The sequence below is a fragment of the Nitrincola alkalisediminis genome (genome assembly GCF_009821115.1).
Lineage (GTDB): Bacteria > Pseudomonadota > Gammaproteobacteria > Pseudomonadales > Balneatricaceae > Nitrincola > Nitrincola alkalisediminis.
Genome location: NZ_VYTY01000017.1, coordinates 30304 through 53458 on the forward strand (window position 1 = coordinate 30304; position 23155 = coordinate 53458).

At 48.1% G+C, this 23155-nt stretch carries 24 protein-coding genes; 16 read left to right on the plus strand and 8 right to left on the minus strand.

Features of this window, described 5'->3' with window-relative positions; translation table 11 throughout:
- Positions 1-14: 14 nt before the first annotated feature.
- Together F5971_RS17670 and F5971_RS17675 are read right to left on the minus strand one after the other, a co-directional pair.
- Positions 15-911 (minus strand): ChaN family lipoprotein, encoded by an 897-nt coding sequence (locus F5971_RS17670; protein WP_193496419.1) that lies wholly within the window; start codon positions 909-911, stop codon positions 15-17.
- Entirely contained in the window at positions 908-1237 is a 330-nt protein-coding gene (locus F5971_RS17675; RefSeq protein WP_036512494.1) for a hypothetical protein, read from the minus strand. Before F5971_RS17675 ends, F5971_RS17670 begins: the two co-directional genes overlap by 4 nt.
- 107 nt (positions 1238-1344) lie before the next feature.
- On the opposite strand from F5971_RS17675, the gene parC reads away from it, so the two are divergent.
- Entirely contained in the window at positions 1345-3630 is a 2286-nt protein-coding gene (parC, locus tag F5971_RS17680; RefSeq protein ID WP_193496421.1) for a DNA topoisomerase IV subunit A, read from the plus strand.
- Positions 3631-3693: 63 nt separating this feature from the next.
- Here parC and F5971_RS17685 read toward each other — a convergent pair whose 3' ends face one another.
- Positions 3694-5781 (minus strand): hypothetical protein, encoded by a 2088-nt coding sequence (locus F5971_RS17685; RefSeq protein ID WP_051514524.1) that lies wholly within the window; start codon positions 5779-5781, stop codon positions 3694-3696.
- Between the two features lie 166 nt (positions 5782-5947).
- Here F5971_RS17685 and F5971_RS17690 point away from each other — a divergent pair, with 166 nt between their 5' ends.
- The 10 genes from F5971_RS17690 to lipB are packed head-to-tail and all read left to right on the plus strand — an operon-like array spanning position 5948 to position 14833.
- A complete protein-coding gene (locus F5971_RS17690) occupies positions 5948-7204 on the plus strand; it encodes a glutamate-5-semialdehyde dehydrogenase (protein WP_193496423.1) in 1257 nt (418 codons plus the stop codon).
- Positions 7205-7858 carry a nicotinate-nucleotide adenylyltransferase gene (gene nadD, locus F5971_RS17695; RefSeq protein WP_237748646.1) on the plus strand — a complete coding sequence of 218 codons (654 nt, stop codon included), beginning with the start codon at positions 7205-7207 and terminating at the stop codon, positions 7856-7858.
- Positions 7859-7874: 16 nt separating this feature from the next.
- The gene (gene rsfS, locus F5971_RS17700) at positions 7875-8219 is read left to right on the plus strand and encodes a ribosome silencing factor (RefSeq protein WP_036512653.1); all 345 of its coding nucleotides are present in this window, start codon (positions 7875-7877) and stop codon (positions 8217-8219) included.
- A complete protein-coding gene (gene rlmH, locus F5971_RS17705) occupies positions 8219-8686 on the plus strand; it encodes a 23S rRNA (pseudouridine(1915)-N(3))-methyltransferase RlmH (protein ID WP_193496425.1) in 468 nt (155 codons plus the stop codon). The genes rsfS and rlmH overlap by 1 nt, the downstream gene beginning before the upstream one ends.
- 9 nt (positions 8687-8695) lie before the next feature.
- On the plus strand, positions 8696-10594 hold the full coding sequence (gene mrdA / locus F5971_RS17710; RefSeq protein ID WP_193496428.1) for a penicillin-binding protein 2: 1899 nt from the start codon (positions 8696-8698) through the stop codon (positions 10592-10594).
- Complete coding sequence (rodA, locus tag F5971_RS17715) at positions 10591-11733, plus strand: rod shape-determining protein RodA (RefSeq protein ID WP_193496430.1); 1143 nt, start codon at positions 10591-10593, stop codon at positions 11731-11733. Before mrdA ends, rodA begins: the two co-directional genes overlap by 4 nt.
- An 8-nt stretch (positions 11734-11741) precedes the next feature.
- Entirely contained in the window at positions 11742-12668 is a 927-nt protein-coding gene (locus F5971_RS17720) for a septal ring lytic transglycosylase RlpA family protein (RefSeq protein ID WP_036512499.1), read from the plus strand.
- A gap of 53 nt (positions 12669-12721) precedes the next feature.
- Entirely contained in the window at positions 12722-13891 is a 1170-nt protein-coding gene (locus F5971_RS17725; RefSeq protein WP_193496432.1) for a D-alanyl-D-alanine carboxypeptidase family protein, read from the plus strand.
- 16 nt (positions 13892-13907) lie between these two features.
- A complete protein-coding gene (locus F5971_RS17730) occupies positions 13908-14183 on the plus strand; it encodes an HP0495 family protein (protein WP_036512502.1) in 276 nt (91 codons plus the stop codon).
- Positions 14183-14833: a lipoyl(octanoyl) transferase LipB gene (gene lipB, locus F5971_RS17735; protein ID WP_193496434.1), complete on the plus strand. Its 651-nt coding sequence runs from the start codon at positions 14183-14185 to the stop codon at positions 14831-14833. Before F5971_RS17730 ends, lipB begins: the two co-directional genes overlap by 1 nt.
- Positions 14834-14905: 72 nt before the next feature.
- On the opposite strand, the gene F5971_RS17740 is transcribed toward lipB, so the two are convergent.
- The 3 genes from F5971_RS17740 to F5971_RS18735 are packed head-to-tail and all read right to left on the minus strand — an operon-like array spanning position 14906 to position 17135.
- The gene (locus F5971_RS17740; RefSeq protein WP_036512508.1) at positions 14906-15292 is read right to left on the minus strand and encodes a CBS domain-containing protein; all 387 of its coding nucleotides are present in this window, start codon (positions 15290-15292) and stop codon (positions 14906-14908) included.
- 14 nt (positions 15293-15306) lie between these two features.
- On the minus strand, positions 15307-15657 hold the full coding sequence (locus F5971_RS17745) for a P-II family nitrogen regulator (protein ID WP_036512510.1): 351 nt from the start codon (positions 15655-15657) through the stop codon (positions 15307-15309).
- On the minus strand, positions 15654-17135 hold the full coding sequence (locus tag F5971_RS18735) for a DUF1538 domain-containing protein (RefSeq protein ID WP_036512513.1): 1482 nt from the start codon (positions 17133-17135) through the stop codon (positions 15654-15656). The genes F5971_RS17745 and F5971_RS18735 overlap by 4 nt, the downstream gene beginning before the upstream one ends.
- Positions 17136-17430: 295 nt before the next feature.
- Between F5971_RS18735 and trkA the strand changes: the two genes are divergently transcribed.
- From trkA to aroQ, 5 genes are all read left to right on the plus strand, one after another.
- The gene (gene trkA, locus F5971_RS17755) at positions 17431-18807 is read left to right on the plus strand and encodes a Trk system potassium transporter TrkA (protein WP_193496436.1); all 1377 of its coding nucleotides are present in this window, start codon (positions 17431-17433) and stop codon (positions 18805-18807) included.
- A gap of 15 nt (positions 18808-18822) precedes the next feature.
- The gene (locus F5971_RS17760) at positions 18823-20271 is read left to right on the plus strand and encodes a TrkH family potassium uptake protein (protein WP_036512516.1); all 1449 of its coding nucleotides are present in this window, start codon (positions 18823-18825) and stop codon (positions 20269-20271) included.
- Positions 20272-20434: 163 nt separating this feature from the next.
- Positions 20435-21286 (plus strand): shikimate dehydrogenase family protein, encoded by an 852-nt coding sequence (locus F5971_RS17765; protein ID WP_193496439.1) that lies wholly within the window; start codon positions 20435-20437, stop codon positions 21284-21286.
- Positions 21287-21323: 37 nt separating this feature from the next.
- Positions 21324-22259 carry an AEC family transporter gene (locus F5971_RS17770; RefSeq protein WP_036512519.1) on the plus strand — a complete coding sequence of 312 codons (936 nt, stop codon included), beginning with the start codon at positions 21324-21326 and terminating at the stop codon, positions 22257-22259.
- Positions 22260-22286: 27 nt separating this feature from the next.
- Positions 22287-22751 (plus strand): type II 3-dehydroquinate dehydratase, encoded by a 465-nt coding sequence (gene aroQ / locus F5971_RS17775; protein WP_036512521.1) that lies wholly within the window; start codon positions 22287-22289, stop codon positions 22749-22751.
- Here aroQ and F5971_RS17780 read toward each other — a convergent pair.
- Together F5971_RS17780 and F5971_RS17785 are read right to left on the minus strand one after the other, a co-directional pair.
- On the minus strand, positions 22743-23003 hold the full coding sequence (locus F5971_RS17780) for an AEC family transporter (protein WP_193496441.1): 261 nt from the start codon (positions 23001-23003) through the stop codon (positions 22743-22745). The genes aroQ and F5971_RS17780 overlap by 9 nt on opposite strands.
- Positions 23004-23045: 42 nt before the next feature.
- Positions 23046-23155, minus strand: a 110-nt coding sequence (locus F5971_RS17785) for an IS3 family transposase (RefSeq protein WP_193496443.1), incomplete at its 5' end; no start/stop codon positions are given.

Sequence of the window (23155 nt, forward strand, 5' to 3'; positions counted from 1 at the left end):
CTCGATACACTCCGTTATTTAAAAGCCGCGCAATAGTCTTGAGGTGTATTGGCGGGTGTAAACCAAAGGATATCAGCACTTAGTTGAGCGAGGGGAAATCCCGGATAGGGTACAGGCAAATAGGTTTGAGCCGTTGTGGACTCACTCAACGCACTGAGCAATACCACCTTAACAGGTATCGAGGCATGCATCCATCTAGGCACCCCAAGGTCACGATGAGCATGAATCGCTCCCGCAATGAACACATTGACCTTGTCTTTGTCGCGATACTGGGCCAAGCGTTGCGCCATATGTTGATCCCGAGCCAGTTGGACCTGCAGCATATTATCGAGGTGTTCTCGTGGAAGCTGTTCGCAATGACTGCTAAACAGAAGCGCTTTCATGAACTCGCTATGCGCATGATCCAGGATGCCTTCCGGTGAGCCTGTTTGATAGGCCTTGCGTTGTGCGTCTCTGGGTAAGTCGGCCCCCACGACTCTACCTGCATGATCCAGAGCCGCGCGTACTTGTGCTTCGTAACGACTCCATCCCCAGCCTTGATTCCACCCCAAGTCCTCAGGTGTGACGTCCTGTCCTCGACCTAGCCAAGTGTCGAGTTCGGGTTGTATTTCAGAGGTGGCCATTTCAAACGCAACGCTGCCTAAGCGTGATTGCGCGGCAAGCGCTTCGATCAGTTGGGTTTGAAGTTGATGATGGTCAGGGTTGTCGTGTAGTTCACCCACGAGCAACCAGCTGCCAGGCGGCAGGCGATCAATCAGCTCATCAAGATCGGTAAACTGATTATCCGCGCTGTACCAAAGTTGCCCCACCAATGGATGAGATTGATGCTCGGGGGCTAGCCATTGTGCCCCGATTGGCAGGCTCGCCAGCAAGAGCGAGAGACAAACTGCATTGAGTAGGCGGGGCATCATGAGTTGCGCTGCGTAGTTTTGACATCAAGATAGTCGCGCTGAATCACCGTTTCCAGCGCATTGACTGCCGCAACCAGCTCATCAAAGGTTTCACGGCAATTGCGAAGTTGTTTGATTTGATCGGCGGAGGGAACGCTGTTCGGTGATAAACTGGCGATATCGAGCAGCTCGCTGATGTAAGCGGCACGGGTATGCGCTACCATGGACAACAACGGTTTGAGGTCTTCAAGGCTCAGCTCTGGAATGACGGGATTAATAATCTCGCGATTTATTTCACGACGATACTTTTCAAGTTCGAGCAATAAACGATTATTTGTAACAGCCATGATCTTTCCTCAATTGGGTGAATACCTTTATTATGGTATCAGGGTTGTAATTGTGAAGCCTCTTTATTGATTTTTACGGAAAAAATTTGCACTGATCGGAATTATTAATGGCGATTGAAACCACTTTCAACGGTGAAACTGAGCGTTTACCCTTACGAAATTTTAGCGAAAAAGCCTATCTGGACTATTCGATGTACGTGATTTTGGATCGTGCATTGCCCCATATTGGCGATGGCATGAAGCCTGTTCAACGGCGAATTGTCTACGCCATGTCTGAGCTGGGACTTAAAGCCACCGCAAAATATAAAAAGTCAGCGCGTACCGTGGGTGATGTCTTAGGTAAGTTTCATCCGCACGGCGATTCAGCCTGTTATGAAGCCATGGTGCTGATGGCACAGCCGTTTAGTTACCGCTACCCTCTTGTCGATGGGCAAGGCAACTGGGGATCGCCAGACGATCCTAAGTCCTTTGCCGCAATGCGTTACACGGAATCGCGCTTAGCGCCTTACGCTGAGGTATTGCTGAAAGAGTTGGGATTGGGAACGGTGAATTGGCAGCCCAATTTTGACGGTACCCTAGATGAGCCTGAGGTGCTACCCGCTCGCTTACCGAACATTCTCTTGAATGGTGGGACGGGGATCGCGGTTGGTATGGCCACGGATATTCCACCGCACAACCTGCGCGAAGTGGCGAGTGCCTGTATTCATTTGCTGGATTTTCCAGAGGCCAGTGTCACGGATCTATCTCAGTTTGTTTTAGCACCGGATATGCCAACAGAAGCCGAAATCATTACGCCGAAAGCCGAGTTGCGCAAGCTCTACGAGACGGGGCGTGGCTCTGTCAAAATGCGTGCTGTGTATACGCGTGAAGACGGTGATATTGTTATTACGGCATTACCCTACCAAGTATCGGGCGCGAAAGTACTTGAGCAAATTGCAGCGCAAATGCAGCAAAAAAAGTTGCCGATGGTCAGTGATTTGCGTGATGAGTCGGATCACGAAAATCCAACACGTTTGGTCATCATTCCACGCTCAAATCGAGTTGATGCCGAGCAGTTGATGGCACACTTGTTCGCTTCCACCGATCTTGAGCGCAGTTATCGCGTTAATATGAATATGATTGGCGTGGACGGTCGTCCGCAAGTCAAAGATCTGCGTAAGATCTTGATTGAGTGGCTAGGCTGGCGTACCGAAGTGGTGCGGCGTCGATTGCAGCATCGCTTGCAAAAAGTATTGGACCGTTTGCATATTTTAGAAGGTTTGTTAGTTGCGTACCTGAATATCGACGAAGTCATTCGGATTATTCGGGAAGAAGACAATCCTAAGCAAGAAATGGTCGCTCGTTTTGGCATTTCAGAGATCCAAGCCGATGCGATTCTGGATTTAAAACTCCGTCATTTGGCACGTTTGGAAGAGTTTAAAATTCGTTCCGAACAAGATGAGCTGGCGGCTGAACGCAAATACCTTGAGGATACCTTGGGTTCGTCTGAGTTGATGCGTCAGTTGATTCGTAAAGAAATTGAAGAAGCGGCGGTTGAGTTCGGTGATGCACGTCGCTCGCCTTTGGTTGAGCGTGAGGAGGCACAAGCCTTTAGCGAAAAAGACCTGTTGTCATCCGATCCGGTGACGGTCGTTTTATCAAAGCAAGGCTGGATTCGAGCAGCGAGAGGCCATGATATTGATGCGTCGGGACTCAGCTATAAGTCTGGAGATGGATTTAAATTGGCCTGCGCAGGGCGTATGAATCAGCCCACCCTGTTGTTGGATTCGACGGGTCGCAGTTATACGCTGGATACGCACACACTGCCATCCGCACGAGGTCAAGGAGAGCCAGTGACGGGTAAGCTGACCTTGCCAAAAGGCGCCAGTATCGATGCCCTACTATGTGCATCGGAGGCGGAGCGTGTCTTGTTAGCTTCAGATGCAGGGTATGGTTTTGTGACTCGTGTCTCAGATTTGACCAGCAAAACGAAGAACGGTAAAGCCGCACTCAGTTTGCCGACCAATGCGAAAGTACTGCCGCCTGTGGTGGTGAAGCAGCCTGAGTCGGATCTGTTGGCGGCGGTGACGAACGAAGGGCGTATGCTGGTGTTTCCTGTGTCTGAATTGCCTGAATTGGCGAAAGGGAAAGGCAATAAGATCTTAAATATTCCTTCGGCGAAAGCCAGTTCAGGTGAAGAGTTGCTCGTTGCATTAACGGTATTGCCTGTCGATGCAACGCTCGTGGTAAATGCAGGGCGTCAGCATCTTAAGCTGAAAGGTGAGGATCTGCAGCATTATCAAGGCGAGCGCGGTCGTCGTGGCAATAAATTACCCAGAGGCTATCAGCGTGTGGATAGTTTAATGGTGATTCAAGACGCGTCTGACAAAGAGCCAGAGAGCAGTAGCGAGTAATCTGGAAGTGTTTTTCCCGCCACCACCGATTCTGTATTGCGTCGGTGGTGGCCGGAGAGTTGTTTATACAAGCTTACTTAATAAGTGCTTAGCCTGTTTTTCAAGTAGATCGTGATACGAAGTTCCAACTTGCAAAATCAATACCTTATCTTCGTTTTCACGACGGATATTGGCCCCATCTAATAACGACCGCTTTAGCTCTGGTGCTTCCGTGAGCGCGGTGTGACTGATTAAATCATTGCTATGTGTGTTGCGTGTTAAAAAGCGGGCTTCTTCGAGTAGACGGTCTTGCTTGTCATGACGCCCTCGGACAAGTGCCATATGGAGGTTCATGACTGGCTGGAAATACCGAATCCGACTCTGATTATAGTGCTTGTATAAATGCGTAAAGAGCATTGCTGCGCACACTGCATTTACACCGTGCGTGTCATCCTCTTGGGCTTCGTCAAAGTGCAGAAGCAAATCACCATTTTTACACTCGGACACTTCGGCGTTATAGATGGCGGCAACGGAGTTGGCCAGCTCTTGGTAGGCGCCGATGAGCTGCGCGCGCTCTTCTTCATCAACGTATTCAGCATGAGCGCTGGTGGTGTCGATTAGCATCAAATAGGCAGCTTCTTTAGCATCTAATACAAGTTCAAGATCTTGCTCAAATGCATAAATATTAGGCGTGGTCTCTTCTCGGCTTGCACTGAGAGGGTTGTTTGGCATCGAAAAGTGAGGCTCATCCTCATCATCGCGTATGGCTCTGCCAAAGCTTTCTTCTAATTCAAAGCCATCATCAGGATCCGAGCCGCGTTGGAAATGCTCATGAGTGTGCAACATGGCGACCTTAGGATTAAATTCTGGAATCACACGATGCTTTGGCTCAGGCTTGAGCAGCGAGACGAGTTCATGATCATTGAGCTCTTGCTTGTGCGAGGCGCGCATTCCCATATTCGAAGACGTAGCTTCGTTATGATGTGGGTAGAGTAAGGGTGGCTCAGGTGCATCGTCTAAATGCGTTGAGATGGATGGGATCTCATCCTCTACAAATCTCGCTCGTTGTGGTGGAGTCTGTTTGGTCTGAGATCGACGTATTGAGTCTGCGAGAGGTCGGGCACTGGTTGCATATTCGTTGACATCGGCAAAGACTTGACGGGTATCCGCAGGTGTTAAATGACTAGGCGGGTGGCGGTCATGAGCCTGAATGGGTGCTTCTTGCGCTCGTTGCGTTGGCTCAGTCGGGACCTGTGCAGATGTGCTGTAATGGTGTCTTTCAGTTGGTGTCTCTAGAGGCGAACTGTAATGGGGTTTTTCAGTCGGCGCCTGTAGAGGGGTACTATTATGGGGTCTTTCAACCGGTGTCTGAACAGGTGCGCTGTTATAGGCTCTTTCAGAAAGGGGTTCAGTTGCCCTTTCCGTGGCTCTTTCCGGCATCCGCTCAGGCACTGTTTCTGCTGCTCTTTCAGGAAGTGTATCAGTCTTACTGAATGCCGCTTGTGGGATCGCATCTGATTTTAGATCAACAGGTGCACGCAGTAATTCATCTAAATTGATTTCAGGCAAGCTATCGCTCTGATTTTGCTCTTTCATGGCATTGCTAAGGGCTGCATCAAAACGGCTTTTGGTTTCCTTCACACGGTTAACCGCGCGCTCAGGACGGCTTGAGATGCTTAACCACAAGGAAAACAGCGTCAACAAAAAAGTACCCGCTGCCCCTGCGAGCATGAGTTTGTGTTGGCGCTCAATGATGGCGTGTATAGGCGTTACATCACTCCAGATACTCAGCTTGCCAAGTATTTCATTGGCACCTGTTAGCTCAACACTGAACACCGCCCCTTGGGCGTCTCCCGCCATCCCGAGCCGCAAACCGGATGGGTCAGTGAGTTCCATCCCTGTCACCATCGGCTGTGAACTGAGTTCGTTCAAAATATAGTTGAGGCTGACGCGATCATCATTCAGCAAAAAGGGTTGGATTAAGACCCCGGCACTGCGCGCCAATGACTGGCTTAATTCTGATGCATTACGCTCAGACATGAGTTGGCTATCTGTTTTTAACAAAATAGCGGTAAGAACAATGCCTGCAAGCATAATAATAGCGGTGACAAACAGGGCTCTAAAGCTGCTGTTACCTTTGGGTGTTTCCTTGTCTGAGTCTACGGTGCTCATGTGATGCTTAATCCGCAATAAGAGATCAACTTGTAAGAGTAAATATGATACCAGTTACCTTACTTCAGTCACACCTGTCAGAGAAGATGATTCCTAGAATGACCCCCGTTGAATAGCAGGTTATAATGCGGTATCGGCAGCGAGATAAAACGGGAAAGTACATCGCATGAATACTCAAGCATACATGATAGATTTGGGGCAAAAGGCACGCCATGCCTCACGTCTGATTGCAAAAGCAGATACGCAGCAAAAAAACAAAGCATTGTTTGCAATGGCAAAAGCGATTGATGAAGCACGTGCTGAGTTGATGAGCGCCAATGAAAAAGATTTAATGGCTGGTCGTGAAAAAGGACTGGATGCCGCCATGCTGGATCGTTTAGCACTGACGCCGGCTCGTATTGATGGCATGATCGAAGGCTTGAATCAGGTGGCGGCATTGCCAGACCCGATCGGGGGGATCACAGGTATGAACTACCGGCCCTCTGGGATTCAAGTAGGTAAAATGCGTGTGCCGCTGGGGGTGATTGGGATTATTTATGAATCTCGTCCTAATGTGACGGTAGAAGCGGCCAGTCTCTGCTTAAAATCAGGTAACGCGGCGATTCTTCGTGGTGGCTCTGAGTCGGTCAACTCCAACCTGGCAATTGCGCGTTGTGTTCGACAAGGCCTAGAGGTGGCCGGATTACCCCTTGAAGTCATTCAGGTTGTTGAGACTCCAGATCGAGAAGCGGTGGGCCATCTCATCACTATGCCTGAGTATGTGGATGTCATTGTTCCACGTGGCGGCAAAGGCTTGATTGAGCGTATTGCAAACGAAGCCCGAGTGCCTGTGATTAAGCACTTGGATGGTATTTGTCATGTGTATATCGACAAAGCTGCCGATAAAATCAAAGCCATCAATATTGCAATTAATGCAAAAACCCATCGCTATGGTACGTGCAATACCATGGAAACCTTATTGGTTCATGAATCGATTGCATCCGAGGTGTTGTCTGAGTTAGCCGAACGTTATCAAGCCGCAGGGGTTGAGCTTAGAGGCTGCTCGCGTACGTTGAATCACTTGCCCTGCATTCTGCCTGCGACGGAAGAGGATTGGGCGACAGAGTATTTAGCGCCAGTGTTGGCGATTCGGATCGTTGCGTCCATGGATGAGGCAATCGTCCATATTAACCAGTATGGTTCACACCATACCGATGCAATTATTACTGAAAACTACACGGATGCGCGTGCGTTTTTACGTGATGTTGACTCAAGCTCAGTCATGGTGAATGCATCAACGCGCTTTGCCGATGGCTTTGAGTATGGTTTAGGGGCGGAAATTGGCATTTCCACCGATAAAATACACGCTCGCGGACCTGTTGGTCTTGAAGGGCTCACATCAGAAAAGTACATCGTTTTGGGTGATGGTCAGGTACGCGTCTGAGTGAAGATTGATCAGAATCCTTTTGTGTTCATGGGTGGGACTTTTGATCCCATCCACAATGGACATCTGCGTTCGGCGCTTGAACTGCAGCAGTGGTTAGGTTGTGAACAAGTTTGCTTAGTGCCCTCTGGACAACCCGTCCATAAACATTATGATGTCTGCCCCGCTCAACATAGGCTGGAAATGGTCAGGCTTGCGGCTCGCGATGCGTGGCGTTTGTCGGTCGATGATCGAGAAGTCAGTTCAGATACGCCATCCTATACGCTCAAAACCTTGCAGTCGTATCGTGAGGAGCTGGGAAGTGAGCGATCGATTATTATGGTTGTTGGAATGGATGCGTATTTAACGCTACCAACTTGGCAAGGATGGGATACTTTTCTGTCACTCTGTCATATCATAGCTGTGGCAAGGCCTGGGTATGATTACCGACCAGATGCCATAATGGATCACTACACACGTGCGCATCAAGTAAATAATGCACAAAAATTGAAAGATAGCGCCTATGGTCATGTATTCATTCATGAATTAACACCCTTGGGGATATCAGCAACACAGATTCGTCACTTGATACAACTCGGCCAAACACCCCGTTTTTTGCTGCCAGATCAAGTGTGGGAATACATTAAACAAAATAAGCTTTATGGCTTTAAATGAGGCAAACAGACTCGCAATGCAAACTGAGCAATTAATTAAAGAAGTGCAAACCATCCTGGAAGACATGAAAGCAAAGGATTATGTCCTCTTAGATGTACAGGGTAAATCAAGTGTTACCGATTATATGATGATCGTGAGCGGAACTTCTAAGCGCCATGTGATCTCTATAGCCAATGATGTGATGGAAAAGATCAAAAAAGCAGGCGTTAAGCCACTCGGGTCAGAAGGGCAAAACTCCGGTGATTGGATACTGGTTGATTTAGGAGATGTTGTGGTTCATGTGATGATGCCAGATGCGCGTGCATTCTACGATTTAGAGCGCTTGTGGCGCCATACGGATGATGAGCCGGTTACAGGCTGATGAAGTTACGCATTCTTGCTGTGGGCACGAAAATGCCAGATTGGGTTGAAAAGGGGTTTGCTGAGTACAGCAAACGCCTGCCCTCTGATTTTCAGATTGAACTGCATGAGATTTCCCCTGGCTATCGAGGCAAAGGGGCCGATATTGCTCGTGCCATGAAAGCAGAAGGCGATGCTATCCTCGCAGCCATTGGTAAAAATGAGCACGTGGTGGCGTTAGTGGTGGAGGGCAAAAGCTGGTCGACGGAAACCCTTGCTGAACAAGCAGAGGGGTGGCGAATGAATGGCTGTAATGTGTGTTTGTTGATCGGAGGTCCTGATGGACTTGATGCGCGTTGTATAGCGGCTGCGCACCAGAAATGGTCCTTATCCGCACTGACATTGCCTCATCCTCTGGTTCGCATCGTTTTAGCTGAGCAGTTGTACCGTGCTTGGACGCTCCTCCAAGGTCACCCATACCACAAATAATCGGCTGCCATGTATTCTAACGATACGTTTAATCAATCCAGCAAAGAAAGTCGTACATTTACTCGAAGAGTGATTTTGGCGTTTCTGATTGTCCTGATTTTATTTTCAGTTTTAATCGGTCGTGTTTATTTTTTGCAAGTGGTCGAATATGAACGTTATACGGCCATTTCAGATCGAAACCGTATACAGCTGCAACCCGTTGCACCCAGGCGAGGTTTAATCTACGACCGAAACGGCATTCTGTTAGCGGACAATCAGCCTACCTTTAGCGTGACGTTGCTTCGAGAAGAAATTTCGAACATGGATGAGACGCTCGAAACGCTATCGGAGTTGATTGATATTGCCGAGCGTGATGTGGAACGCTTTAGGCAGAGGCTGCAGCAGCGTCGGCGTCCTTATGAAACCGTGCCCTTACGCTTTCGTTTAACGGAAGAAGAAATTGCCCGTATTTCTGTCAATTATCACCGTTTACCTGGGGTTCAGGTCGAGGCTGATTTAATTCGCTTTTATCCGTTTGGAGAGTCCTTGGCGCATGTGCTGGGGTATGTTGGGCGAATTAATGAACGAGATCTTGAGCGCATAGACACCGCTAAGTATGCTGGGACGGATTATATTGGAAAGCTCGGTATTGAGCGCTTTTATGAGCCGATTCTCCACGGTGAAGTCGGTTTTCAAAAGGTAGAAACCAACGCGCGTGGTCGTGTATTGCGTATTCTGGAACATGAAGATCCTAAACCCGGTGTTGATTTAAAACTAAGTTTAGACATTCAGCTGCAGCAATTTACCGAAAAAGTGCTGCAGGGCTGGAAGGCATCAGTGGTGGCTATCGATCCTGAAACCGGTGGCATCTTGGCACTTGTCAGCACCCCCGCCTATGATCCCAACTTGTTTGTTACCGGAATATCGAATGCCGATTATAACGAGTTAAGAGACTCGCCTGATCTGCCGTTATTTAACCGAGCGGTCAGAGGTGGGTATCCGCCAGGTTCGACCATAAAACCCATCATGGCAATGGCGGCAATCGACAGCAACACCGTGCGAGCGGATTATACCATTTGGGATCCCGGTTACTATCAAGTTACTCAGGGCGGGCGTCGTTATCGGGATTGGCGTCGGGGTGGGCATGGTCGTGTGAATATGAATTTGGCAATTGCTCAGTCAGTCGATACTTGGTTTTATGACGTAGGGCATCGCATGGGGAATGAACCCATGGCACATTACATGCGCATGTTTGGCTTTGGTGAAATCACAGCGGTGGATACGCCCGAGGCCATTCGGGGTGTTTTGCCAACACGTGACTGGAAGCGTGCCACGATGAATGAGCCTTGGTATCCAGGTGATTCGATCAATATGAGCATAGGGCAAGGCTATATGGTGGCAACACCTTTGCAATTGGCCATTGCTACAGCGGTTTTAGCCAATCGAGGGCGCTGGGTTCAGCCGCGCGTTTTGATGGGCGTGATCGATGAGACGAATGAGGGGGAAGAGCGCTTAACTTTACCGGATCTCGTCACTCAACACCCTGTTCCTGCCGATGTCGATGTTAAAAATCCAGATCTTTGGGGGCCCATTATCCAAGGAATGGTTGATGTAGTGCACGGTCCAACCGGAACGGCACGGCGTGTTGGTCAAGGAATGACGTACAAAATGGCAGGTAAAACCGGAACCGCGCAGGTGATTGGGATCGCGCAGGATGCTCGCTACGATGCCAGCAAAATAGACGCACGTTTTCATGATCACGCGTTGTTTATAGGCTTTGCGCCAGTTGAGAATCCAGAAATTGCAGTGGCGGTTGTGGTTGAAAATGGCGGTGGGGGCTCTAGCGTGGCGGCACCGATTGCGCGAAAAGTAATGGATGCATGGTTGTCAGGGAACTATACACTGGATGATGAGGGCGAAATGCCATGAGCCATCGTGATTTTCAGCGGACAATGCCGGGGGCAAAAGCGCACTTTCAGCGATCCAAAAGTCTATGGAGCTATACCTGCTTAGATGCTTGGATGTTGCTTTTATTATGTGTACTCTGCGGCTTTGGACTCTACGTCCTGTACAGTGCATCGGGCCAAGACATCACCTATGTCGAACGTCAAGCGGTGCGCATGGGGGCTGGTTTTTTGCTGATGATTTTTTTGGCTCAGATTAACCCAAAAGTGTTTATGCGCGTCGCGCCTTGGCTTTATGTCGCTGGGGTGGCGTTACTCGTTGCCGTGCTTTTGTTTGGTGTGCAAGCCAAAGGGGCTCAGCGTTGGATAGCCTTGCCAGGGTTTAGATTTCAGCCATCCGAGTTGATGAAACTTGTGCTCCCTATGACGCTCGCCGCGTATATTGTTCGGCAGAGTTTACCGCCAACGTTGGTTAGGCTGTTGGTATCCTTGGTTTTACTGGCGGTTCCGATGCTGCTAATCATGAAGCAGCCTGATCTTGGGACCAGCTTCTTAATAGCGGCATCGGGGATCTTCGTAATTTTGCTTTCCGGTGTCTATTGGCGCTATGTGTTCCTAGCGCTAGGGGCCGCTGGCGCTGCATTGCCTGTTTTATGGAGCTTTATGAAGGAGTATCAAAAGCAGCGTGTGATGACCTTTATAAATCCAGAAAGCGATCCACTGGGCGCGGGTTGGAACATCATTCAATCGAAAACGGCGATAGGTTCGGGTGGGTTGTCGGGTAAGGGGTGGATGCAGGGAACTCAATCGCAATTGAACTTTTTGCCGGAATCACACACAGACTTCATTATTGCCGTGATTGGCGAAGAGCTGGGCATGCGAGGTATCGTCGTGCTCATGTGTATTTATCTGTTAATTATTTTGCGCGGGTTGCTGATTGCTGTGCGAGCACAAGACAGTTTTTCGCGTTTGTTGGCGGGCAGTATTACACTTACCTTTTTTATTTATGTTTTAGTTAATGTTGGAATGGTGACAGGGTTGATGCCTGTCGTAGGGGTGCCTTTGCCGATGGTTAGCTACGGTGGAACCTCAATCGTTACTTTAATGGCAGGGTTTGGCATTTTAATGTCCATCTATTCTCATCCACAATTACGCAGGCATTAGGAGATCAAATGTCATGTTTTAAGCTGTTGCGAGCTGGAATTATTTCCTGCGTCGTATTGAGTTTTTTGGCAGGATGCTCGTCTAAAAGTACTGTGCAAACACCGCAAAAAAAACCTGAAGTGAAACCGCAAACCAATGCGGGTCGCTATTCAATGCAGCATGATAAAGCACCGATTAACCCACCTGATGTGAGTAAGGTGCCCAATGCAGTGCCGCGCTATGAGCCTTTGAGTCGCGGTGGAAACCGTTCACCCTATGAGGTTTTTGGGCAAACCTATCATATCCTGCCCAGTGCGAAAGGATATAAAGAACAAGGAGGAGCCTCTTGGTACGGTTTGAAGTTTCATGGCCACTTGACGTCGAACGGCGAAGTCTATGATATGTATGAAATGACGGCTGCACATAAGAGTCTTCCTTTACCAACATTTGCACGGGTTACAAATCTTGATAATGGGCGATCGGTGATTGTTCGAATTAATGACCGTGGTCCTTTCCATGAAGGGCGGATTATTGACTTATCCTATGCGGCGGCGTATCAGTTGGATATCCTTCGCAACGGTACAGGGCGTGTGGAAGTAGAAGCTATTGTGATAGAGCCTTCTTGGTCTGACAACATCGCAGCCGCTAAGCCTGCACCTTCTCAGACACAGGAAATCCGTACGCAAGTGAGGACGGCATCCCCCGTAGTGTCATTAGATCGCCGCTATTTGCAAATTGGCGCCTTCTCAACTGAGGTGGCGGCTAAGCGTGCGCAAACGCAGGTCAGTAATTTATCTGCGGGTGTTCCTGTCGGGATTTATCCGGCACAAACCGCCAATGGTTCGGTGTACCGTGTTAAAATAGGGCCTTTTAACATCGGAGATTCTCTGGACTCCTTGATGGCCAGGTTGCAGTCAGCGGGGTATCATTCCGCTCATCTGGTGGATAGGCCTTGATGTACGTTAGACCGATTTTGTTTATTAACCGCTAACTGAAAGAACGGAATGTCATGTTTAAACAGTTTATAAAATCCCCAGCGAAGTGCTTAGTCCTCGTCGTTCTGCTATTGGTGTTTGTACCTGTGGCGCAGTCCAGCACGTTAATCCCAGCTCCTCCTCAAATAGGTGCGCGCTCGTATATTGTGATGGATGCGGATACAGGCAACGTCATCGTGGCTCATAATGAGCATGACCGTTATCCCCCGGCTAGCCTTGTGAAAATTATGACCAGCTACATTGCTGAGCAAGAAATCATTCGTGGTAACTTGGCAGAAAGCGATATGGTCAGCATCAGCGAAAAAGCCTGGAGAACCGGTGGATCTCGCATGTTTGTGCAAGAAGGCACACAGGTGAGTGTCATTGACTTGTTGCGTGGCATCATCATTCAGTCAGGAAACGACGCCTCGGTTGCCATCGCAGAGCATATTGCGGGCAGTGAAGAAGCCTTTGCTGATTTAATGAACCAGCATGCTCGTCGAATTGGCATGACCAATACTCAGTATCAGAATGCGACGGGCTTACCCGCCGAAGGACAGTATTCATCTGCATACGATTTGGCCTTGCTGTCACAAGCCTTGATTAATGACTCACCTCAGTATTACCCCATCTATGCTGAAAAGTATTTTGAGTACAATAAAATTCGTCAGCCGAACCGAAATCGTCTTTTATGGCGTGACGATAGCGTTGATGGTATTAAAACAGGGCACACCAATGAAGCAGGCTACTGTTTGGTGAGCTCTGCGATTCGCGATGGTATGCGTTTGATTACTGTGGTGATGGGCTCCGCCAGTGAAGAAACGCGTGCTCAGGAAACGCAGCAGTTAATGTCGTTTGTCTATCGTTTTTACAATACCCACCAGCTGTATCCGGCCAATCAGGTGTTGAGTCAGCCACGGATTTGGGGCGGCTCTTTGGATCAACTGAAAGTGGGCGTGTCCAATAAGCTCGCGGTGACCTTGCCAAGAGGCAAGGAGGATGAGGTTGAGGTGACCTTAGACTTGCCACGCAGTATTAAAGCCCCCATTGAGATAGGACAAGAGCTCGGTCGTGTGGTTGTCAGCTTGAATGGAGAGGAACTCACCAGTGCGCCTTTGGTTGCGTTAGAGGCGGCCGAGCAAGGTGGATTAATTAAACGTATATGGCATATGATTTTACAGTTTTTCACTGGCCTGATCAGTTAAATAGAGAGATGCGCGCATGTCAGATTCGGTAGAGGCCCCAAAAATTGAGTTTCCGTGTGAGGATTACCCGATAAAAGTTGTAGGGAATAATGAAAATAACTTTTATGGGTTTGTCGTTGAGACGGTTCAAATTCATGCACCTGACTTGGATATCACACAGGTGACATTCCAAGACAGCCGTAATGGACGTTTTCAGTCTGTGCGCTTGAAAATTCGTGCAACGGGAGAGGCGCAATTGCAGGCATTATTTGAAGATCTAAAGGCGTCAGGCCGCGTGCATATGGTTCTATAATGCAAGACAAGGCGCTGATTATACGTTCATTGGGTGTACAACCCTACGTATCGGTTTGGCATGCAATGCAAGCCTTTACCGATCAGCGTACGGAAACCACGCTCGATGAAATCTGGTGTTTAGAGCACGAGCCTGTGTTCACTCAAGGGCAAGCGGGCAAAGCAGAGCATCTGCTAAATCCAGGCGATATTCCAGTGGTTCAAGTGGATCGTGGTGGACAAGTGACCTACCACGGTCCCGGTCAGCTTGTGGTATACCTGTTACTGGATCTAAGACGACACAAACTGGGCGTGCGCGATGTTGTTACGGCAATGGAACAGTCCGTGGTTGAGGTCTTGGATCAGGTGGGAGTGCAGGGGTACGCCAAAAAAGATGCACCGGGTGTTTACGTTGATGAGCAGAAAATTGCGTCGTTAGGATTGCGTGTGAGGCGAGGGTGTTCATTTCATGGGTTGGCGTTAAACGTTGATATGAATCTAGAGCCTTTTTTACGGATTAACCCCTGTGGCTATGCCGGCATGCAAATGACGCAGGTTAAGCAGTTTGATAGCAACACCAGCTTAGACTGGGTATCGAGTCGACTGCTGAAGAGCTTAGTCAACCAGCTTGGCTACACTGAGATTGAATACTCAACAGACCTTCATCATTGATCAGGGTAATAAAACACGTACCCTGATCCGCAATGATGGCTTAGACGTCCTGTTAAACAACCTGGCTGAGCATTATTCAATGTTCTTCAGTAATTGCTCGATTAAGTCATCCATGCATACAATTCCCACCAGTGAATTATCATCCAGCACTAAGACACGTTTGACTTTGTTTTGTGCCATTAAGGATGCAACGTGTTTTAATGCAAGGCTTTGTCCTACCGAAATGGCGGGCTTTGCGCAAATGTCATAGACATTGATTAAATCGATATCACCGTTTTCAGCAATAATGGTCTTGATGATATTGGTATAGGTAATCAAACCATAGGCATCATGTTCGTTGGTTTTATCCACCACCAGTGACTTTAAACTGTGTCGCTTCATCAGGCTCAAGGCTTCACGAATGGTCGCAAACGGAGAAACGATGATGACATCGCGAACCATGACATCTTTAACCAGCATAAGAGAAGCTCCCGTTAAATAGAATCTTTAAGATGATTTTCAAATTTTGACAGTTGAGATAAGTCTATGCCACCTAAATGCTCGAGTGCAAAGGTGAAGACTACTCCATGAGATTTTTTATCTTTATCGATCAGTAATTCTTGAATGGCTTTTAGAATTTCCAGAGATAAGCCTTTTTCCAACACCATCAGGACAACCGATTGGCTCCCTTCATAGGTCATACCGAAAAAGGTTTTCTTGGTGTTGTTGCCGATTCCTCGGCCACCTAGGATTGTGATGCCACCCGCACCTAAATCACGAGCATTATCAACTACTTTTTGTTCCAGCTCTTCTGGAACAATCGCTACTAAAACAGAAAACTTCATGATTCTACCTTGTTAAATTTAGTCAACAGGTCTGCCACTATGGCGTAGCACATGACAGAGACAATAGGAAAAATGGATGCAAAAGCGATCAAACCAAAGCCATCGATTAATACGTTGCGTCCTTCAATATGGGTCGCTAAGCCTATGCCGAGCGCTGTTACTAAGGGGACGGTAACCTCTGAGGTGGTGACCCCGCCTAAGTCAAAGGCCAGTGCCGTGATGTACTTGGGCGAAATGATCGTTAGCAAAATAACTAAGGTGTATCCTCCAATAATGAAATAGTGAATAGACCCTCCAGTAATTAAACGAAAGACGCCAATCGTGATCCCAACAGCCACGCCCAATGCCACCATTAAACGAATGGCATTGCCTTTAATACGTCCACCCGATGCTTCTTCTGCTTGTTGACCGACGGCAATCAGGGCGGGTTCTGCCATGGTGGTGGCAAATCCAATCATAAAGGCGAACAAATAGATAAAGCCAAAACGATTGAGGTTAATAAGCTGCTCCGCCATGCTGTAACCGATGGGAAACAATCCAATTTTAAGCCCAACAACAAAGGCATAAAGACCAATGATGACCAGCAAAAAACCAAAAGCAATTTTGGGTGGGTTTGAGAGCGGGCGTTTCAGAATGATGTACTGAAAGAAAAGAATAGTGATGATAATCGGTAAAACATCTCTGAACATCGTCAGCAAGTCTAAGAGGGCCGTGACGAGGGCATGTTGGGTTGCTTGCTGGGTAACCGCTTGGAAAACGGCTTGAGTCTCGGCCGTGAGGGAGTACACCACAATGCCATAGAGTTGAACGCTAATCATGGGTACCATTACCGCAAGCGCGACCAGGCCAAAACCATCGATTAAGGGGTTACGTCCTTTAATCGACGATGCCAGTCCTATGCCTAACGCGGCAATCAATGGAACGGTGACAATATTGGTGGTGACACCGCCGGAGTCGTAGGCCAAGCCGACAATTTCTTCAGGGGCAAAAAACGTTACCAGTACCACTAAAATGTAGCCGATGATCATATACCAGTGAATCGCATGACCGAAAATAATTCGGAAGACGCCGAGTGCGATAACCAAACCAACAGAAATGGCAACGAGGATGCGCAGTGTTAATGCATCGACTCGTCCCTCGCTGATCTCCATTGCTTGATTGGCAACGGCAATCAGAGCAGGCTCAGCCACCACCGCAGAAAAGCCCAAGGCAAAACCAAAGGTCAGTAAGATCGGGATAGAGCCTTTGCGCGCAAATTGATTCGAAAGACTCTTGCCGACTGGAAAGATACTGAGATCCAAGCCTTGTAAAAATAAGGCGACGCCAAACGCGACGATAAGAAGACCAAATGCCATGTTCAGACTGTTGTCTGGCATTTGTTGTAAGATGATCAGTTGAAAAAACAATACGACTGCGACAATGGGCAGTAGGTTTTTGAGTGCATGCAAAAACGCATGTCCGAAGCTTTTCAGAAACAAGAATTGAGCCTCTTATGTTGCTGACGAATCAGTTTTATTAATTGTTTGATAAATAAGAGTTAATTTGTTCATCACTCATCTAAACAACATCATAATTAAATGAGATGACAATTTCACCACATTTATACGTAAAAATGTAATTTGCCTTGTATCCATTGATCTGGCGCAATGTTGTCTCGATGTGAGGCTTGAGTGTCCGCTCAAGCATTTTTTCGCTAGAATAGCAGCGCACGAATTTAAAACAGATCAAATAGATCTGTGTATGGCTAAATAACTCGAGTGAGCCGTTTACAGTATGTACATAATTATTTTGGGCGCAGGGCAAGTGGGCGGCACTGTGGCCGAAAATCTTGCCAGTGAAGCAAACGACATTACCATTGTTGACAGTGATGTTGGCCGTTTGCGGGAGTTGGCGGATCGTCTCGATATTCGAACGATAGAGGGGTCAGCTTCGAATCCAAGTGTGCTTGAAAGTGCAGGGGCAAGGGATGCTGATATGTTGATTGCCGTCACGAATAGTGATGAGGTGAACATGATTGCCTGCCAGGTGGCTCATACCTTATTTAATGTGCCCACAAAAATTGCACGCATTCGAGAGCATGACTATTTATATGGCGATCATGCGCTGTTTGGCAGCAAAGCCATGCCCGTTGATGTGCTGATTAGCCCGGAAGAGCTGGTTACCCTGCATATCAAAAAGTTGATCCAGCACCCTGGAGCACTGCAAGTGCTCGATTTTGCCGATGGCAAAGCCCAGTTAGTTGCCGTCAAAGCCTACTATGGCGGTCCTCTGGTTGGCCGCGAAATCGCTTACCTGCGCACACACATGCCCAATATAGATACACGAGTTGCCGCCATATTTCGGCAGGATCGGGCCATATTGCCGCAAGGGGATACTATCATCGAAGTCGATGATGAAGTTTTCTTTATCGCTGCCAAGCCTGATATTCGTTCGGTGATGAGTGAGTTGCGTCGATTGGATAAGCCTTACAAACGCATCATTATCGCGGGTGGGGGCAATATCGGTTCGCGTTTAGCATTGAGTCTAGAAGCCGATTTTCAGGTCAAGCTAATTGAGCGCAGTTTGCCCCGATGCCATGTGTTATCACGCCAACTGAACCGCACAATTGTGTTGCATGGCAGTGCATCGGATCGCGAACTACTGGTAGAAGAAAACATTGACGATACCGATGTTTTTTGTGCGCTGACCAATGATGATGAGGCCAATATCATGGCCTCCATGTTGGCTAAGCGCTTAGGGGCACGTACCGTGATCACCTTAATCAACAACCCTGCCTATGTTGATTTAGTGCAGGGTGGCGTGATTGATATTGCCGTTTCACCTCAGCAAAGTACGATAGGCGCGCTGCTAACTCATATACGTCGTGGCGATATTGTTGCCGTCCACTCCTTGCGTCGCGGAGCGGCTGAAGCTCTGGAAGCTATCGCGCATGGCGATAAGGGCTCATCGAAAGTGGTAGGGCGGACGATAGAGGATATCGATTTGCCACCGGGAACCACCATCGGGGCCATTATTCGAAACGATAAAGTGCTGATTGCCCATGATGATATTGAAATCCAAAATGATGACCATGTTATTTTATTCTTGGTAGATAAACGCCGAATCTTGGAAGTTGAGCGTCTTTTCCAAGTGGGTTTGACCTTTTTCTAGACGACGGGCTAGTGTATGCACTTTCGATTGACTTTACGTGTGTTGGGGCTCTTGTTGATGCTCTTTAGCTTCACGCAGCTTCCGCCCTTAGCCATCTCTGTTTACTATGATGACAGCGCGCGTTTTGCGTTTATGGCCTCCTTTTTCATTCTTTTATGCATTGGGTTCGCAATTTGGGTGCCTGTGTATCGTGTAAAAGGTGAATTGAGAGTCAGAGACGGGTTTTTAATCACAGTGTTGTTTTGGTCTGTACTGGGTTTATTTGGTGCGACACCCCTTTACTTAGCGCCCGAGCCGCAAATGTCGTTCGTGGATGCTGTGTTTGAGTCTATCTCGGGGTTGTCGACCACGGGGGCGACCGTCATCACCGGGTTGGATCATCTCCCCAAATCCATTTTGTTCTATCGTCAGCAATTGCAATGGTTGGGTGGGATGGGGATCATTGTCTTGGCTGTGGCCATACTGCCTATGCTTGGTATCGGGGGGATGCAGCTTTACAGAGCGGAAATTCCAGGACCTGTGAAAGACACCAAGTTGACGCCGCGCATCACGGAGACCGCCAAGGCTTTATGGTATATCTATGCTGCGTTAACTCTTTTGTGCGCGCTGGCCTATTGGTTGGCAGGAATGACCCCCTTTGACGCCATTGGCCATAGCTTCTCGACTGTGGCCATCGGTGGCTTTTCAACCTATGATGACAGTATCGGCTATTTCAATAATCCCATGATCGAGCTGATCGGCATCACGTTCATGATCATATCGGCGATGAACTTTGCCCTGCATTTCTTTGCTTGGCGGCAACGCTCTTTGCTGCACTATCTTAAAGATCCTGAAGTTCGCTTTTTTTTAAGTATTCTAATGATCACGTTTGTGATTACGCTTGCGGTGCTGATTATTCATCAAACCTATGACTCGGTTGATGCGTTACGACGAGCCGCATTTATGACCGTTTCGATTGCAACCACTGCAGGGTTTAGCAATGGTGAGTTTGCAAATTGGCCGGTCATGTTGCCGTTTATGCTATTTATTACTGCTTTTATTGGCGGTTGTGTGGGGTCAACAGGCGGTGGCATGAAGGTGATTCGGATCCTGCTGATTTTGAAGCAGGGCTATCGTGAGTTACAACGACTGGTGCATCCGAATGCTGTGTTCCCGGTAAAGTTAGGCAATCGCACCATTCCTGATAACGTCTTGCAGGCGGTGTGGGGGTTTTTCTCTGTTTACCTGTTGGTCTTCGTCATTATGTTAATTGCCTTGATGGGCACAGGCTTGGATCAAGTCACGGCATGGTCTGCCGTGGGAGCTACCATTACGAACCTAGGGCCGGGTCTAGGGGATGTGGCAAGTAATTTCGGTGATATTAATTCGACCGCTAAGTGGATTTTATGCTTCTCCATGCTGTTAGGGCGTTTAGAAGTCTTCACTTTATTGGTGTTGTTTACCCCTGTTTTTTGGCGCCGTTAATCCTATAGTGTTGTTGGGCGATGCAAAAAATCAATCGCCTAATTAAAGTTTCAATTCGGATAGTCTCTTTCACAGTGCTAGCATAGTCTGCAATTACGATAGAGGCGCACAGCCTCTTTTTTCATTTTTCAATTTCACATCCTAGTCGGTTAGGAGAAAAACAATGATAAAACTAGGCTTAATCGGTCAAGCGATTCAGCAGTCTCGCTCGCCTGCATTACACACAATGTTGGGTAACATTCATGGCTTAGAATTAACCTATGAAATGCATATTCCCGATGATGGCAGTCCTGAAGCCTTCAGAGCGACTTTGCAGCGCATTCGGGATGAAGGCTATCGCGGAACCAATGTCACCTATCCCTATAAGCAGGTTGCCATTGAGTCCGCCCAAATATTGCATCCTGAAGTGGCTCATGTCGGCGCGAGTAATACATTATTGCTTGGACCGGATATAGAAGCCTTTAATACCGATTACACAGGGTTTATGAAAGGGTATCGTGCGCGTGTTGGCGATCAGGATGCCGGTTCAGTGCTGTTGGTTGGAGCGGGAGGTGTCGGGCGCGCCGTGGCGTTCGCGCTGGGTGAGATGGGTGCAACTGACGTTAAGGTATTTGATTTGAACACAGCCGGTGCCGAGTCCCTTGTCAATGCATTGCAAACTGCGGGCATTGTTGCGTCTCAGGTCGGCAAAGAAGGGTTGGCTGAGGCGGCATTGCAAGCCGATGGGCTGGTGAACTGCACCCCAGTGGGCCACTACAAAACGCCGGGTAATCCATTGGATCGTGCGTTGTTTGTTGATCAGAAATGGGCCTTTGATGCCGTGTATACGCCGATTGACACAGAATTTATGGTCGCGGCACATGAATCGGGTTTGGCGGTTGTCTCCGGATTTGATTTGTTTATCCATCAAGGCATTGATGCCTTCGAGCACTTTACGGGTGAAAAGGTGAATGAACAGGGCATTAAGCGCGAGTTTATTCGCAGATTTGAGCTTAAAAGTAATTTACTGGGCTAAGCCTGGTTCTTCGATTAGGATACTGAAAGGATAGTCTATGCAGGCCGTGCTCAATATTACAGCGCCGATCTTCTTTATCATTTTTCTAGGATATATCAGCGTTCGTTATCGCCTCATTCCTAAAGAAATGCTGTTGGGTTTAAGCCGTTTCGTGTTGTATGTCGCTTTACCTGCACTGATCTTTATCAAGGTATCCAGTATGCCGATTGATCAGTTGTTCTATCCGGCGTATTTGATCATCTATGGCGTAGGCTCGATTTGCGCCTTGTTTACAGGTGTTCTGATCAGTCGTTACTTGTTTAAAGACAGCTTAGGCGTGTCGGGCGTGAGGGGCATGGGGTCGGCTTTATCCAATAGCTCGTTTATTGGCTTCCCCATCCTTTTGCAGTTCTTTGATCATGCACCCACGCAGGCCTTCGCGATGACGGTGATGATCGAAAATATCCTCATCCTACCCATTGCCCTAATCTTTGTTGAATATGCGTTTGGGCGCTCTGAGCACGGGAGTATCAAGGCGCAGTGGCTAGGTATCCTGAAGCGAGTGAGCACCAACCCGATTATTATTTCCGTGTTTGCGGGCGTTCTCTTTTCTGTTCTGGGGCTGTCTTTACCTGCCTTTATGGACGTTGGGCTTAACTTGTTAGCCTCAGGCGCGGCGGCCGCAGCATTGATTGTGATTGGTGGTTCCTTAGTGGGTGTAAGCATTAAAGGCAGTTACAGCCGCATTGGCAGTGTGAGTTTGGCGAAATTGGTTATTCATCCGTTGTGGGTGCTGGTTTTCATCCAGTTTTTCCCGACGATGCCCAATGATTTAAAAATGGCGGCGATCTTGTTTGCGGCCATGCCGATGTTTAGTATTTACCCCATTTTGGGGGGCGAGTATGGTCAACGAGAGTTTTGCGCCAGTACCTTGTTGGTTACGACGCTCTTCTCTTTTATCAGCGTCAGTGCGCTGATCCATATGTATAGCTAATGAATGGTGGCTTCAGTGGAGTTAAACATGAAAAAAATAATGGTATTAAACGGCCCTAATTTAAACCTATTGGGCACGCGTGAGCCAGCTCAATATGGCTACGAAACACTGGCGGATGTTGAAGTAATGTGCCGTTCGATGGCGGCGCAGTATGGTTTAGAGGTGGATTTTCGGCAAAGCAATCATGAGGGTGACCTGATTGATGCGATCCATCAAAGTGGAAAAGAGGTCGCAGCGGGTGAGTCTCTAGGGGTTGTGTTCAATCCAGGTGCCTATACTCATACGTCGATTGCGCTGCATGATGCCATTAAAGGTGCCGATGTGCCTGTAATCGAAGTGCATATTTCCAATGTGCACGCGCGTGAAGCATTTCGCCATCACTCCTACATTTCACCTGTCGCCAGTGGTATTTTGGTCGGCTTAGGGGTGCAGGGGTATGTGTTGGGCATTCAAGCATTGGCGCATAAACGCGGTTTGGCCAAGTTAGATTGATAACAGGCTAAGTAACAGAGCCAGCGTAAAGAACGAGCAAATCGTTGTCATTAACAAGGCGCTGGCGCACAGGTTACGATATCCATATTGACTACCAAGAATGGGATAGATGCTCATCATCGGCACCGCCGCGAGCAGTATCGCTCCCATCTGTAGGGTTGAATCATAGCTCGGTAATAGCCAGATCATCAGCAACATCATGGCGGGATGTAGAATCAATTTCCCGCTGACAATCAAACTAACATCTGTCAAATTCCCCTTTAGGTTTGTCCCGACAAGGGCTCCCTGTACTGGTCAACTAAAACCGGACACTTTTTTTAGCTCGTTTTCATAATCCACCGGCGTTTTGTCGCCATTGGCTGTGTGCAGTCTTTCCAAGTTGTAATATCGCATATATTCAGCGA